Below are 15,496 nucleotides of genomic sequence, written 5' to 3' on the forward strand. Positions count from 1 at the left end.
CTGCCAGTGTCATGCGTAGGTCCCTGCTCTTGGTCTCGTTGCTCGCCTTGGTGCTCCCGCTGCTGCCCGGACGCGCGCACGCCTACTCCACGCGCGTGCACATCATGATCGCCAACCAGCTCCGCGAGGCGCTCATCGAGGCCGACGACGGCACGATCCCGCTGCGCATGGGCGAGCACGCGGTGGTGCTGACCCAGGAGGACTTCGAGGCGCTGCGCGACCACCCGCTCGAGTTCCGCGCGGGGGCGATCGGCCCCGACAACATGGTGTTTCCCGGCATGACCGATCCCTCGCACGCGCTGGGTCAGCGCCCCTACGATCAGTGCGAGCTGCTGTACCAGGCGGCGCTCACGGGGGCGGAGCGTGCGTACGCGCTCGGCTGCTTCCTCCACGGGGCCACCGATGCGCTGGCCCACCACTACGTCAACTTCATGAGCGGGGAGACCTTCACCCTCACCCCGCTGACGGCCGATCGCGAGTCGGCGTTCGACAACGTGGTGCGCCACATCCTGGCCGAGTCGGCGATCCAGAACGCGGCCCATGCCGCGGACCCCGAGGCCTTCGACACCGGCGCGCTCTTGCACCTGATTCCGACCGACTTCGTGCTCCGCACCTACCTCAGCGAGGACAGCCCGCTGTGGCAGCTCGTGGCTGCACACGCGCTCGAGGAGTACGAGGCCGCGCGCGCAGCCATGCCGGGTGCCTCGCTGCCCACGGTGGTGGCTGCGATGGACGTGGCTCCGGCCGACCACCTGGTGCTGTCGCCGGTCTACCTGGCCGAGGTCGAGCAGGTCATCGACGATCAGCGTGCAGCGCTGCAGCAGGCCATCGCCGACATGCAGGACCCCACCACCGCCGATGGTGCACAGCTGCTGGTCACGGCCGGCCCCGATGGCATGCTGGGCACCGAGGACGACGACACCGCATGCACGGTGACGTGCGCGACCCTCTACGCCACCTACTTCACCTACGTGGGCCTGCTGGCCCCGCGCTTCTCGGCGGGTGGGCAAGAGCTGCCGCCGGCGTTCGACAAGATCGCGGACGAGCTGCGCCTCGAGCTCGACGCGTTCCACCCGGCGTACATGGCCACCGTGGCCAACATCTCGGCCAAGCTCAACGAGCCGCTGACCGGGACCGACAGCGGCCTGGGCTTCTCGCGCGCGGAGGTCGAGGGGCTGTTCGAGCCGTTGCTCCAGTGGTCCGACGACGTGGCCACCATCGACTACGACACCCTGGTGCATGCGGTGATCCCCGAGTGGATCATCGAGCTCGACACCGCGATGCAGGCGGTCGGGGTCGACGTGAACCTGGCGGGGATCATCGAGGCCGTGTTCCAGCCGTTCATCGCCCCCATTCGCGAGGCCATCCACGACGCGTTCATCGCCCAGGCCGAGGTGTTCCTGGGCGACCTGGCGGACGCCTACGTCGCGGCGAAGGACGCGGTGGAGGCGGAGTACCAGGGCCGCCTGGAGGCCGCGGCACCGCCGGGCCTGGGCGGCACGCTGCTCGATCACTTCTACGACAGCGGGCTCTATGCGCACTCGTTCAACATCGCAGCGGCCACCATGGCCAGCCACGAGGCGGTGCTGCCGATCGACGGGGTGGGCCCGGGCTCGTTCGATGCCTCGTATACGCCCGCCTGGATGCAGGCCGGCGCCTGCGAGCATCTCTCGGAGGTGATCTTCCCGCTGGGGATCGACGTGGCGGGCAGCATGTCGGTGCGCCTGGGCGACACCGACTACGTGGCCCAGCCCCCGTCGGACAGCCCGGTGGAGTGCCACGACGGCTCGCTGTCCGCGTTTGCCGACGCGCCTTCGGTGGCCAGCTGTGCGATCACCTCGCTCGAGTCGTTGCTCGCCGATCCGGTGGGCTCGCTCAGCCGCGCGTATCCTCCGATGCTGTCGGCCGAGCCGGCGCAGTGCGACGGCCTGCAGATCCCGGGCTTGCCCGCGCCGCCCGAGGGCGAGGACGAGTCGGGCGGGACGATGGATGCGGGCACCGGTGACGACGCGACGGCGGGCACCGGCGGCACGGGGCTCGATGGGACGGGCGCCGGGGCCGACGGCGAAGGGGGTGGCGGTGGCTGTGGCTGTCGCGGTGGTGCTCCCCGAGGTGGCGGCCTCGTCCTGCTGGGTCTGATGGGCCTGCTCGGTCTGCGGCGGCGCCCCTTGCTCGCCGCGGCGGCCGCGTTCGTGACCACCACCGGCTGCGGGGGCGACGAGCCTCCGGCCGGCGACACCGGCACCGAGACCGAGGGTTCCGCAACCACCGCGGGGCCGACCACCACCGCCGAGGACACCACCGAAGGCCCGCCAGCGACCGGGAGCTCGAGCTCGTCGGACGGTGCCGACACCACCGAAGACCCGCCCGACGAATTGCTGGACGCCCTCGACGGCACCGTGTGGCACGGAGAGCAGACCCGCGACGGCGTCACGCGAGCCTACGAGCTGGCGTTCGACACGGGGAGCCTGCTGTGGTCGGAGATCCGCAACCCCTTTGGACCGGCGCGCCTCCGCGAGATGCGAGTGATGGTGCCCGGTGGGCCGGGGCAGGTGACCACCACCGTGACGAGCCCCCAGGGCTGGCCCGTGCACCCCGACAACGGGCACGTGGACGACTGGACGCTCGAGCTCGTGGACGGCAGCCCTCGAGTCCTGCGCACCACTCGCAACGGCGTGACCGAGGAGTTCGAGGAGGGACCCTGGCCCGCGCCCGAGGATGGGCTGACCGCGGTCGTCCGGGTGTTCGAGGTGGGCGGCGTGGTGGACCAGGCGTTCTGCGACTCGGGTGCCGGCGGCTTCGAATACCCCGCCATCTTCGACTTCGCCAACGGCGACAGCACCGAGATCGTGGGCACCGACGTGGTGGCCGGCGCGGCGCTGCTGACCTGGCACGACCCGGGCGGCAACGCCTTCTCGGTGATCGACGTGGATGGCTTCGATCGCCTGGGCGGCACCGAGCTGTCGGACGGCTTCAACTTCTTCGTGACCTACCTGGGCACCATCGATCATCCGGGCGGCGCCTTCTCCATGCGCGAGGAGGACGACTCGGTCGAGGACGGGGTGTGGGCGTTCATCGGCGACGCGGTCGGCAGCAGCAACGTGGGCGACCTGTTCCTCGAGGTGCACGGATTCGTGTGGCCCGACGCCACTCCCGACGAGCCCAGCGTGGATCTGCCGGCCGGTGACGTGCCGATCCAGGCGATCGTCGTCCGGTGCACCGAGCAGATCGTGGACGTGGACGTCCAGCTCTCGCTGGGAGGCGCCGGCTTCGAGCTGGTGGGCAACGTGGGCAGCACGCCGCTCATCGACGACGAGCTGTTCCCACCGGCGCTGTGACGTGGGTGCGCGCCGATCGACGCGCGGGCAAGGCGAGCCGAGCGGGCGAGCGCGTCACGCCCCCGGTGGCCGCCGGGCCAGCCGATTGGGCAAGCCTCGCAGGGTGTGGGCCTCCTCGCTCAGCGTCCTGGACAGCCGCCGCAGCAGCGCCTCGCTGATCGCCGGGCGACCCGGCGGAGGGATCGTCGGCCGATCGCGACAGCGCCAGTAGGCGCGCGCCGAGCCGACGACCTCGGCGGTCGCCGGAGGCTGTGGCCACCAGTCGACCGTCTCGAGGCCCAGGCGCTCGAAGGCGGACTGGGCCTGCCCGCGCAGCGACTGGGCCCGCCCGCGCAGCGACTGACCGTGGTCGGGCCGTTGGTCGGGCGGTTGTCCATCGAGGGCCTCGAGGGACTCGACGGCGTCGGCGTAGCGCAGCAGCGCATGGGGGCGGCTGGACCGGTTGTCGACCGCGTCCAGCCGACGCAGGGCATCGGTGGCGTCGTCGTGCACGCGCTTGGCGTCACCGCCGGTGATCGCTCGCACATGGGCCCGACCCAGCAGGCCCAGGGCGCGGGTGTACTCGTCGTCGTGCCCCACGCGCAGGCCCTCGTCGTAGCACGCGGTGGCCTCGTCGTAGCGGTTCTGCACGAATGCCACGTCGCCCAGGAACACGTGGGCCCAGCCTCGCCATGGCCGCTGTCCTTGCCGACGCGAGCGCTCGATCGAGTGCTCGAGCAGCAGCCGCGCGCGGCTGAGCTGCCCCACGTGGAACTGGTGGCGCCCCGCGAACATCATCGAGACGGTGTGGTAGAGGCCGTCGATGCCCTGTTGGGTGGCAAAGGCCAGGGCATCGGCGCTGCGGATCACCCCCGTCGTCCAGTCGTAGGTGATCTCGGCCGCGATCGCCTCGTAGCACAGCACGGCCAGCCGCCGCACCGGATCGCCCAGCTCGTCGGCCAGCCGTGCCGACCGCCCGAGGTAGACCCGCGCCTCGGAGAGCACCCCCGTGTGGGCCAATGACAGCCCCAGCATGCCCAGCGAGTGGGACAGCTCGACGTGCTCGACCTCGGCGGCCGCCAGCTCGCAACCACGGGCGAGCGCGGGGGCGGCCTCCCCAAAGCGCCCGCCCAGGTACAGCGCTCGCCCCACGAGGTTGGCGGGCAACACCACGAAGCGCCGCGCGGAGGGGTCGTCGCCCGCCCGCTCGACGCACCGCCGCGACAGCTCGAGCGCGGGGCCGAGCTCGCCGCGCAGGTAGTGCAGCCGGGCTCGCGCGCTGTCGATCGCGATGTCCTCGTCCTCGCCACGACCCTGCCGCGCCAGCACGGCCACCCCCTGGTCGATCACGGTGAACGCCTCGTCCACGGCCCCCTGGGCGCCGGCGAGGCGGCTGTACTCGAAGATCGCCTCGCGCACGATCTTGACCCGACGCGGGCCGGGCGGCAGCGCCTCGCACAGCTCGATCACTCGGCGGAAGTGTCGGGCCGCGGCGGCGAGATCGTGCAGCACGTCGGCGTGCCGAGCGGCCGCGAGGTGGATCCGCACCGCCTCGGTGGTCTTGCCCGCCAGCTCGAGGTGGTGCGCCGCAGGCCCCGGCGGACCCGCGGTTCGACCCATGCGATCGGCGATGCGGGCGTGGATCTGGCGGGCCTCCTCCGGCGCCCAGCTCCCGGCCAGTCGCTCCACCAGGGTGTCGTGCGCGATCCAGCAGTGGCGCCCGTCCACGTGCACGAGTCCCAGGGCATGCGCATCGAGGAGGGCGACCTGAACCTCTCGTGGCTCGAAGGGACCGATCTCGAGCAAGTCGTCGACCTCGAAGCGGCGCCCCTGCAGCGCCCCCGCGGCGAGCACCCGTCGCGACGGTTCCGAGAGTCGCTCGAGGCGGCGCTCGAGCACCTCGGCCACGTTGGCCGGCGGCACGTAGGCCCGCAGGCGCTCCTCGTCGAGCTCCACCCCGCCCCTGGGCCCCACGCGCACGCAGCCCTGCATCTGCAGGTCGGCGGCCACCTGCACCGTGGCCAGGGGGATCCCGGCCGCGAGCACGGGCACGTGCTGCTGGAGCCGCTGCAGCACCACCAGATCGTCGGTACCCAGCAGTGCCCGCAGCAGCGCGTCGTTGTCGGCCGCTCGCAGGTTCGCCAGCTCGATCACGTGCTGGTCGTGGGCCCACCCCGGTCGCTCTCGCGCGCTGAGCAGCAGGAACACACCGGGCAGCGCAGCCCGAGCCACGTGCTCGAGCACGGCGTGCACCCCCGCGCCCGCCCACTGTAGATCCTCCACCACCAGGACCACCGGACGGTCGCGCGCGACCACGTCGAGCAGGGTGGCGACGGCTTGCCCCACGGCCTCGGCCCCGGGCTTGAGCGGCGGGCTCACCACGGGCGCCCCAGGAGGCTGGGCCTCGGGCACCAGCGAGATCAGCACGCCCTCGAGGCTGCCCAGCGTGTGCCGCAGCGAGCGGGCCAACCGGCGCCAGTTGGGCAGCGCCCGCAGCTTCTCGCCGAGCTGCCCCGCCGCCTCGCGGATCACCCCAAAGGGCACGAGGTCGCCCGACTCTCGGCAGCGCCCGTAGGCGACGAGCGCAGGCTCGGCGCCGTGATCCTCGAGGAAGCGCTCGATGAGCGCGCTCTTGCCCGTGCCCTGGGCCCCCAGCACGACGGTGGCCCCCGTGGCGAGCTGCTGCGCCGCGGCCCATCGACCGCGCAGCGCCTCGAGCTCTGCGTCGCGGCCATGGAGCTCGAGCACGCGAATGGGCTGCGAGAGCCCGCCGTCGGCGGCGCTCATGCCCGAGATCGAGGACAGCCCTCCCGATGCCGGCCCCGACCCGCCCGCGAGCGACAGGCCGCCCGCCAGGGCCAAGAAGTAGAGGCGCCGCGCCTGGCGTCGAATGGCGCCCATGGTGGGCCGCTCCTCGGGAACCACCGCCAGCGTCGCCCGCAGCAGCTCGGCGAGCCCGGGCGGGGCGCTCTCCCACGTGGCGGGGCACAGCTGCGGCGGGCCGCTCTGCTTGAGCTCGATCTGCGTGGTCACGCCTCCCTCGCCAAAGGCGAGCTCGCCGGTGAGCATCACGTGCAGGGTGACCCCCAGCGCATACACGTCCATGCTGGGATGCCGCGCCGTGTCGCCGAAGCACTCCGGGGCCATGTAGGCGGGAGTCCCCGCGATCACCCGCTGCTCGCCCCGGCTGGCGCGGGCCAGCCGGGCCACCCCGAAGTCCAACACCCTGATGGCGGGCCCGTGGCGGTCGGTGACCAGGATGTTGTCCGGCTTGAGGTCGAGGTGCAGCACCCCCTGCTCGTGGCAGTAGGCCATGACCTCCGCGACCTGCTCGAGCATCGCGAGCGCCTCGGCAGGATCGAGACGACCTTGCCGCTCGATGTGATCGATGAGCGGCTCGCCCTCGACCAGCTCCATCACCAGGTAGAGGCGGCCATCGTCGAGGTAGCCGTAGCCATGGGTCTTGACCAGGCTGCGATGGCGCAGCCGCAGCACGGCCTCGATCTCGTTTTGCAAGAGGCCCAGCTCGGCCGTGCTCATGGCCTCGGTGGCCTCGTGGGCGACCTTGATCGCGCACACGAGCCCGGCGTCCGTGCGGGCCCGGTACACGCACGCGAAGCCCCCTTCACCGAGGGCTCGCTCGATCGTGGCGGTACCGATCCGCTGGCCGGGCAACAGTCGCGATTGCATGGGTCCTCGTCGATGCCGTCGGCGTTGCCGACAAGGCAGCCGCGGACCCTAGCATGTAGGTATCGATGCGACCCGTAGGGCTACCCCGTATCGTGACGGAACATCGTCCCGCCACGGCGGAGTGGTCCGGCTACATCTCCGTGCCGCCGTTGCGCTCGCAGTCGGACGCAGGAGCGAGGATCCAGCCCTTGCCCTTGCACTCGTTCTGACCGCCGCACTCATGGGAGCCCGCGACACCGCAGGCGCTCTTGCCCGCGCACTCGTTGATGCCCAGGCACTCGACCTCGGCGTCGCTCCCGGGTGCATCATCGGCGCTCCCCAGACCATCCGCTCCTTCGGCGGATGGTTGGGCGACCGGTGCCCCCGCGCCCCCCGGTGGCGTGGTGGCCGGCGGCTCCTTGCCGCAGCCGACCAGGAACAGGGCCGCCGCGGTCGAGGCGAAGGTGGCCTGCAGTTCCTTGCGCATGACGACCTACTCGGTGGGATGGCAGCTGAAGCAGCCGAAGGTGCCGGTCTTGGTCTTGGGGTCGTAGGGCTCCTCGTCCACGAGCCTGGCCATCTCGGGCGTGACCTTCTCGACCATGAACTTGGTGACCGCCTCGTCGTACTCCATGGCCGCCTTCACGGGATCGTCCTTGGGCAGCGGGTAGATCGAGTCGGTGGGCATGGCGAAGTTCTTGTCCTTGCCATCGGCGCCGTGGCAGGTGTCGCAGCCGAAGCCCTTGAACTGGGCCTCGTCGTACTCCTTGAACATCGCCTTCATCTGGGGCAGGACCTCGATCCCCATCCACTCCTTGCGCTGCTGATAGGTCTTGTCGGCCCACTTGACACCGGGCGCCCCTGGCTCGGTCTTTGCCTCGCCGCCGCCTGCGTCCCCGCCGGCGGCGGTGGTGTCGGTGGGGGTATCGGTCGCCTCACCACCGGTGGTGGGAGGGGTGGTCTCGCCGCCCTTTTCGCAAGCGAGCACGGCCAGCACGAGGGTCGCCAGTAGCGCGGTCTTGGTCGTCATTGGAAGAATCGCTCCTCGAGATCCGAAGGGGATGCCTGCCCGGCGCAGTGCCCCCCGCAGGTCGTGTGTTACGGCATCCGAGGCCATGGAGGCAAGCGCCCGGGCCCATGAGCTCGTGGGGCCCCCCTGGATCGGCTCTGGATCGGCTCTGGATCGGCCACGGATCGACCCGGGATCGGCCCGGGATGGCCCGGTCGCGCTGCTTGGGCTACTCTCTGCCCTGGTGCCCGGTCCTTCCGGGGGCCAGCTGGGGCCACTCGAGACGCGAGAACAGCGCTCCGTAGGGCCTCTCGTTGCCTTCCCTACCAGGTATGCCTGCCCCTGTCGCGATCCGCTTGGTCTCGGGTGCCGCCACCCTGGTGGCGCTCTACCTCGGCACGCACGCGATCGGAGCCTTCATGGGCTGGAAGGTCATGGACGTCGAGCCGCCCGAGGCCGCGGCCGCCGAGGACGATGAAGCCGAGGCGGAGGCCGACGACGAAGAGGACGAGTCCAAGCGCAAGCCCAAGATCCCCACCGTCAAGACCCAGCCCGACGCGCGGCTGACCCGGATCACCCGCTACAACGCCTTTTGCCCCACCTGCGTGCCCGAGGACGCACCGCCCGAGGAGGCCGCCCAGCCGGCGCTTCCCGTGACGCCGACGGGCGAGCTCGAGTTTCCCGGCGCCGTGCGGAGCCAGCTCCCGCTCGCCCTGGTCGCCACCATGGAGGCCGAGGCTCCCGGCATCTCCTTGGCCACGATCTCCAAGCAGGACGGCGGCACGGGTGTCTATGCCGAGGGCGACGAGGTGCTCGACCAGGTCACCCTGCTCGCGGTCGATCTCGGCATCGTGTACCTGCGCACCGCCACCCGCGTGGAGTACTTGCAGGTCTCGTCCGACGATCCACCGCCGGTGCCCACCGCGATGCCCACGCCGAAGGACGAGGGCAAGGACCCGCCCAAGACCAACAAGAACGAGATCGACGGTGCCAGCGATGCGATCTCGTGCCAGGGCATGAGCTGCACGGTCAAGCGCGAGTTCGTCAGCCAGCTGCTGGCCAATCCCGCCGTGCTCGCCGGTCAGGGCAACGCTCGCCCCTACTCGCGCGACGACCTCAAGGGCTTTCGGCTCTCGCGGGTCAAGTCGGGCTCCGTGCCCAACATGCTCGGGCTGCGCAGCGGCGACGTGATCACCGGGATCAACGGCCAGCCCCTCGACTCGCTCGACGGCGCCATGAAGCTCTACGCACGGCTTCGCAACGCCTCGCACCTCACGGTCGATCTCACCCGCAACCGCAGCGGCGAGCGCCAGGAGCTGCGGCTCGACATCTCGATCATCTAGCCCCTCGCCAGCGCGCGCTCGATCGCATCGAGCAGGGTGTCGAGATCGAAGGGCTTGTCGATCACCCCCGCGTGGCCGCGGCCGATGACGTCGGTCATGGCGGACGAGACGTCTCCGCTCATGAACACGGTGTGACGCACGAGCCCGGGGTGGTCGGCGACGATCGTGCGAAACACCTCGGGACCCCCGCCGGCCGGCATGCGAACGTCGAGCAGCACCACGTCGAACGGCTGATCCCGCAGCGCCTGCTCGGCCTCCGCGGTCCCCCTCACGCAAGTGACGGTCGCCCCGTTGCGCAGGCAGGCACGCTCCACCACGCGGAGGATCACGGGCTCGTCGTCGGCCGCGAGCACACGAATGCCCTGGAGCCGGCCGGGAGGGGCCGCGGTGGCGGGCACGGGCATGGCCGCCGCTCGCGGCCGGAGGCCGGCCTCGCCGATCGGCAGCACCATGCGCACGGTGGCCCCACCGCTCGGGGTCTCGTCGACCTCCACGCGTCCCCCGTGACCGGCCGCGACCGCCTGCACCACGGTGAGGCCGAGGCCGGTCCCCTCCCCCGCCGGCTTGGTCGAGAAGAACGGCTCGAACAGCCGCCCGCGAAGCTCCGCAGGGACGCCGGGTCCGCGATCGACGACCTCGATCGCGACCACGTCGGCCTGCATCCGCGCGCGGATGGTGATGACGCGTCGCTCGGTGGGCAAGCCCGCCGTCGCCTGCTCGGCGTTGCGCACCAGGTTGAGCAGCGCCTGCAGCAGCTGGTTGGCATTGCCCACCAACACGGGCAGCGCATCATCGAGCTGGAGCTCGAGGGCGGCGGCGGCCTCCGACACCCCGTGGTGGAATCGCTGCAGCCGCCGAAGACGCTCCAACAGGCCCGGCAGCTCGACCCGCTCCGCCATGCCGTCCTCGGCCCGCGCGTAGCCCTTGAGCTCCTTGACGATGTCGGCCGCGCGCTGCAGCTCGCTCCTGGTCGCATCGAACAGCTCGGCCGCGCCGGGATCGCTGGGCCGAGGCAGCAGTTGTAGACAGCCCGAGGCTCCCGCCAGCGCGTTGTTGAGCTCGTGGGCGACCACCGAGGCCAGCGCGCCGATCGACGCCATGCGCTCGGTGTGCAAGAGCTGGGGGCGAAACGCTTGTTCGCGGGTCAGGTCCCGCAGGATGCAGACCAGCTGTCCGTCGGAACCTCGGGCGGGATCGCGGGTCGGGGCCACGCTGAAGCCGGTGGTCACCTCGCTGCCGTCGGCGCGCACGAACCGGAGTTCCTGACGCGGGGGGACCCCGCCCGCGAGCGCCTCGCCGAGCATCTGCCGCAGCGCACCGCGATCGAGGGCATGCGAGCACGACTCCAGCGCGACGCCCTGCAGCAGCTCGCGCGACCGCCCGAACAGTCGCTCGGCGCCCGGGTTGGAGCTGCGCACGCTGCCCTCGGCGTCGAGGGTGAGAATGGCCATCGGCGCTGCCTGCCATGCCTGGCGGTAGCTGTCGTCCCCTTCCTTCACGACCGATCCGGTGCGAACGCCTCGATCGCACACGCGCGCGAGCCATGCAAGCCATCCCCGCGCGCATCGATTGCGTAGGGGATTCTTCCACGGCGCGGATCAGGACGCGGATCAGAACGGAGCGCAGCGATGGCTGCCACCCGAGCGCAGCCGAGCCACGTGGAGCGTGGTGCTCCCCGGGGCATCGAACCACGCCCACATCACGTCGCCGTCGTAGTGCTCGCGGAAGGGATCGTCACGGCGTCCCCACCGAGCCACGCCGCCGACGTCGACCGGTCCCTCGAGCAACGCCCCGGCGGGGTCGATGCGCGCCAGCAGCCAGCGCTCCACGTCGCGCTCGTGCCAGCCGACCACGTACTGCTCGGCGTCGTCCCCCGCCGGCTCCCAGCGTGCGATCGAGGCGTCGTCCTCGTCGATGCCGGCGGTGTCGGTCAGCCACACCACCGGACCCGGGGCGAGGGTGCCCGAGATCATCGACAGCGCCACGTCCTGGTTCATGGTGCCGGGATCGTAGGATCCCTGCCCCGGCGTGGCCGGGGCCTGGTGGGCATTGAACACCAGCGCCCAGCCGTCGGGCGAGGGCGCCGCGCCGCCCAGCTCGCCCGCCACGCTGCCATTGCAGCCCGCATCCACGTCGATCACGTGGCCCTGCGAGTGGTCGAGGTAGACCCCGCCGATGCTGTTGGTGGCGAAGTCTCCCGAGGTTCCCGGGTAGCAATCGGTGACGCACACCGGCAAGAAGCGGTCGGCCGCCGCGTTCCAGCGCAGCAGGTTGCTCATGCTGTGCGAGCAGCCCCACGCCCACCCGGTCGTCTGCATCCCGGTGTCGGCCGCCACCCACTTGAGGGTGTCGCCCTCGTGACCCGACAGCGAGTGCACGTGGTAGTAGGCGCCGTAGGTACCGCCCCCGTGCTCGAGGCGGCTGTCGCCGATCCCGAAGTCCGTGGGATCGTTGTCGGCGTTGGTCAGCTCGGTCGACGAGAGCTCGGCCCCGGTGAGATCGTAGCGGCGCACCCAGATCCGATTGGCCGCGTCGTCCCACACGAGGGCTCCAAAGTGCCCATCGTCCTCGGCCGCGAGACCGCGCAGCTCGAGGCCCGACGCGAGGTCGAGCACCTCCACCAGTGCATCGTCCGCGTCGAGCACCGCCACGCGGGCCGTGAGCGAGCCGGCGCCGGTGGTCAGGCCCACCAGCGTGCCGCAGTTGGCGAGCGGCACCGTGAACACGGGAGCGACCAGGAGCGGGCCGGTGCCCCAGATCCGCCAGTTGCTCACCCCCGCCTTGACCCCCTCGGGGAGCTCGACGTCGGTCACCTCGAGACGATCGAGCAGCGGCCCCTCGACGGGCGGCTCCTCGCCCGTGGAGTCGGCCGACTCGGTCGCACCGGTGCTCCCGGTCGACGTCGGCTCGGTCGAGGTGGTGGTGGAGGTGGTCGTGCCCATCGTGCCCGCGTTCGTCGTGGTGCCGACGGTGCCGGCGGTGCCGCCATCCTCGCTGCCTCCGCTGCCGTCGGTCGCGTCGCCCGCAGGCAGCGGCCCGGAGTAGCAGCCCAGGCACAGGAGCAGCGGCACCCACGAGTTCGATCGCATGCGCATGGTGCTTGCGACGGTAGCGTGGAGCGACGGCCCGCGGGGGCCCAATCGGCCGCCCCCGACCCGTCCCCAGCCCGTCCCGACGCGCGCAGACGTGAGCGGGACGACGCAACGTGCGTGGCCGTGGGCCGCATCCCGAGGCGTCAGCCCGGGCTCGTCGTCGCGAGTGCGGCGAGCACCCGGTCGGCCCCGGCCGCCAGCAGTTCCTCGGCCAACGAGCGCCCGAGCGCAGCGGCCCGATCCGCGGGTCCACGGCGCCGTGCTTCGAAGCAGGGCGCCGCGCTGGGATGCACCACCAGCCCGTAGAGCACGACCTCATCGCCCACGCGGGTGGCGTGGCACCCCATGGGCACGGTGCAGCCGGCCTGCAGACGCTGGACGAACCCGCGCTCGGCGGCCGACGCGAGCGTGGCATCGTCGTCGGCCAGCGCCGCGAGCAGGCCGCGGATGCGAGCATCATCCTCCCGGCACTGCAGCGCCAGGATCCCCTGCGCCGGCGCGGGGCAGAACGCGTCGGGATCGAGGTACTCGACGATGCGGGCGGCCTGCTCCAGCCGGCGAAGACCGGCCGCGGCCAGCAGCACCGCGTCGAGCTCGCCCGCGTCGACCTTGCCCATGCGCGTGGGCACGTTGCCGCGGATGGGCACGATCTCGACCCCGGGGTTGATCCGTCGCGCCAGCGCGCCCCGCCGTAGGCTGCCCGTGCCGACGCGCGAGCCCGCGGGGAGCGTGGCCAGGGTGGCGCCGGCCGGACCGACCAACGCGTCGCGGGGATCCTCGCGGGGGGGGGTGCACGCGATCATCAGTCCCGGCGGACCGAAGGCCGGGAGATCCTTCATGCTGTGCACGGCCACGTCCACCGTGCCGTCGAGCAGCCGCTGCTCGATGGCGCGAACGAACAGCCCCTTGCCTCCTATCTCGTGCAGGGGACGGTCTTGCACGCGATCGCCCTCGGTGGTGATGATCTCCAGCTCGACCTCCAAGCCGGGATGCTCGGTCATCAGCTCGTCGCGGATGTGGCGGGCTTGCCACAGCGCCAAGGCCGAGCCGCGGGTTCCGATTCGAACGGGTCGAGCGTCGGTCATCGGCGCAAGGCTACGAGGTTTCGGCCGCTTTGGAGAGCCGGCGCGACCGGCCCCGGCCTCGTGACTTGCCCCCGGGCCCTCCCGGGCGATCTCGGCATCCACATCGAGTCCTCGTCATGGCAGGATCACCGCTGGCGTGGGCGACGGACCCAAACTCGACGACGGCCGGGACGAGCGACTCGAAGGCTCGAGCGGAACTGCCAAGCCCGTTCCCTCGCCGCCCAGAGCACGCCTGCCCAAGATCGCGCCCCCACCCACGATCGGGCCGGCCAAGGTCGGACCGCCCAAGGCCGGGCCACCCAAGGTCGGACCGCCCAAGGTCGGACCACCCAAGGTCGGACCACCCAAGGTCGGGCCACCCAAGGTCGGGCCGCCCAAGGTCGCGGCACCCAAGGTCGGACCACCCAAGGTCGCGGCACCCAAGCTCGCGCAGCCCAAGGTCGGGAGCGTGCCGGCTCCCCCGAAGGTGACGCTCCCCTCCCCGGGCAGCGCGGCGACTCCCGCCGCGCCGATCGAGCCCGTATCGACCCTGGGCGATCTACGACTGCCCCCTGCGGGATCGAGCAAGTCGGGGGCGCCCATGCTCGCGCCGCCTCCCACCGTGTCGCCTCGATCGACCGGAGCCCTCCCCCCTCCGCCGGAGTTCCGGCCCAACACGCACTCGAGCCATGCACCGCTCGAGAACGACGTCCGCGACTTCAGCGGGATGATCGACACCCGCCCGCTCGTACCCGTACCGATCTCGACCCCCGCCGAGACGAGCGACCTCATCGATCTCGCGGATCTCCGGCTGCCGACCGGTCCCCACGCCCCCTACCGTCCCGACGCGAGCGAGGACGAGGACGAGTTCACGGTCGACGACCCCGACGAGCCGCCGGTCGACTCCGACGAGCCGCCGGTCGACGACCCCGACGACTCGCCGGTCGACTTCGGCGAGCCGCCGGCCGACGATCTCGACCAGACCCGCCCCTCCACGGGGCCGAGCGAGAGCATGGATCTCGACATCGAGATCAGCGATGACGCGATCCCGCGGCTCGACGTCGAGCTCCCCAGCCGGGAGCGACTCCCGCTGCCGCGGCTTGCGAGCCAGACCCCGACGATGCCGGCCCCCACGGTGGACGCCATTGCGGCCGCGCCCTCGCGACCGCGCACCGCCGAGCCGTTCGCCGATGTCATGCCGCCTCCACGCGGGACGCCGCTCGTTCCGTGGATCGCCGGGGGAGTCGCGGTCGTGCTCTCGCTCGCCGCGATCATGTGGTTGGCCGGCGGCACGGACGAGTCCGACGCCGATGCCAAGCCCGCGGCGGTCGCCCCCGAGCCGCCCACCTCGCCGCCGCGCCCTCCCGAACCGGCCCCGACCCCGACCCCGACCCCAACCCCGACCCAGACCCAGCCGCCGTCCGCCGACCCCACGCCTCCGCCCGACGCCGCCGACCCCACCCCTCCGTTCGAGGCCGCCGAGCCCCCCGAGCCATCGCCGCCCGATGCCGACGCCTCGATCATCACCGTCAAGCCCGACACGTCCGACTACGAGCGCGCCGCCGCCGACTACGAGGCCACCCAGAGCCAGGACGCGCTGCTCGGGATGGCGAGGGCGGCGTGTGCCCTGCACGACGGGCCCCGGGCTCGCGCCGCGTTCCGCAAGCTCCTCGGTCGCGAGCTTCGCTCGCAGGCCATGGTGGAGTGCCGCACCCACGGCGTGGACGTGACCTCCAAGGTCGCGGGTCACACCGGACCCGAGCTGCTCGTCCAGGCCCGCGCCGCCCTCGAAGCCGGCGATGCCAAGACCGCGTTCGACAAGGCCCACGCGAGCAACAAGGTGGAGCGCAGCAGCGACGCGGTCGAGGTGCAGGCGCTGGCCGCATGCACCATGGGCGACGTGGACAAGGCCCGGCGCTTGCTCCCCCACGTGAGCAAGAAGGCCCGACCCACGCTGATCGAGGACTGCCGTGCGGTCGGCGCAGAGCTCGAGGGCAAGTAG

Annotated in this window: 9 protein-coding genes; 3 read left to right on the forward strand and 6 right to left on the reverse strand. The window is 71.9% G+C overall.

All coding sequences use genetic code 11. From position 1 onward, the window contains the following. Nucleotides 1-11: 11 nt before the first annotated feature. Nucleotides 12-3,338 (forward strand): zinc dependent phospholipase C family protein, encoded by a 3,327-nt coding sequence (locus OEB96_RS35390; protein WP_266221275.1) that lies wholly within the window; start codon nt 12-14, stop codon nt 3,336-3,338. 54 nt (nt 3,339-3,392) lie between these two features. Here the strand turns inward: OEB96_RS35390 and OEB96_RS35395 are convergent, their stop codons facing one another. The 3 genes from OEB96_RS35395 to OEB96_RS35405 all read right to left on the reverse strand — a co-directional run bounded on the left by OEB96_RS35395 (nt 3,393) and on the right by OEB96_RS35405 (nt 8,016). Beyond that, nucleotides 3,393-7,007: a serine/threonine-protein kinase gene (locus tag OEB96_RS35395; protein ID WP_266221276.1), complete on the reverse strand. Its 3,615-nt coding sequence runs from the start codon at nt 7,005-7,007 to the stop codon at nt 3,393-3,395. Between the two features lie 130 nt (nt 7,008-7,137). After that, nucleotides 7,138-7,473, reverse strand: coding sequence for a hypothetical protein (locus tag OEB96_RS35400; RefSeq protein ID WP_266221277.1), 336 nt, complete (start codon nt 7,471-7,473; stop codon nt 7,138-7,140). 6 nt (nt 7,474-7,479) lie between these two features. Then, entirely contained in the window at nt 7,480-8,016 is a 537-nt protein-coding gene (locus OEB96_RS35405; protein ID WP_266221278.1) for a hypothetical protein, read from the reverse strand. 311 nt (nt 8,017-8,327) lie between these two features. Here OEB96_RS35405 and gspC point away from each other — a divergent pair, with 311 nt between their 5' ends. Further along, the gene (gene gspC, locus OEB96_RS35410; protein ID WP_266221279.1) at nt 8,328-9,338 is read left to right on the forward strand and encodes a type II secretion system protein GspC; all 1,011 of its coding nucleotides are present in this window, start codon (nt 8,328-8,330) and stop codon (nt 9,336-9,338) included. Here the strand turns inward: gspC and OEB96_RS35415 are convergent. The 3 genes from OEB96_RS35415 to hemC all read right to left on the reverse strand — a co-directional run bounded on the left by OEB96_RS35415 (nt 9,335) and on the right by hemC (nt 13,515). Continuing rightward, nucleotides 9,335-10,870, reverse strand: a complete 1,536-nt coding sequence (locus OEB96_RS35415; protein WP_323137467.1) for an ATP-binding protein — start codon at nt 10,868-10,870, stop codon at nt 9,335-9,337. The genes gspC and OEB96_RS35415 overlap by 4 nt on opposite strands. 78 nt (nt 10,871-10,948) lie before the next feature. After that, nucleotides 10,949-12,433: a hypothetical protein gene (locus OEB96_RS35420; RefSeq protein ID WP_266221281.1), complete on the reverse strand. Its 1,485-nt coding sequence runs from the start codon at nt 12,431-12,433 to the stop codon at nt 10,949-10,951. Nucleotides 12,434-12,573: 140 nt separating this feature from the next. Next, nucleotides 12,574-13,515, reverse strand: a complete 942-nt coding sequence (hemC, locus tag OEB96_RS35425) for a hydroxymethylbilane synthase (protein ID WP_266221282.1) — start codon at nt 13,513-13,515, stop codon at nt 12,574-12,576. A gap of 136 nt (nt 13,516-13,651) precedes the next feature. Here hemC and OEB96_RS35430 point away from each other — a divergent pair, with 136 nt between their 5' ends. After that, complete coding sequence (locus OEB96_RS35430; RefSeq protein WP_266221283.1) at nt 13,652-15,496, forward strand: hypothetical protein; 1,845 nt, start codon at nt 13,652-13,654, stop codon at nt 15,494-15,496.

It is taken from the genome of Paraliomyxa miuraensis, assembly GCF_026337845.1.
GTDB classification, from domain to species: Bacteria; Myxococcota_A; Polyangia; order Nannocystales; family Nannocystaceae; genus Paraliomyxa; species Paraliomyxa miuraensis.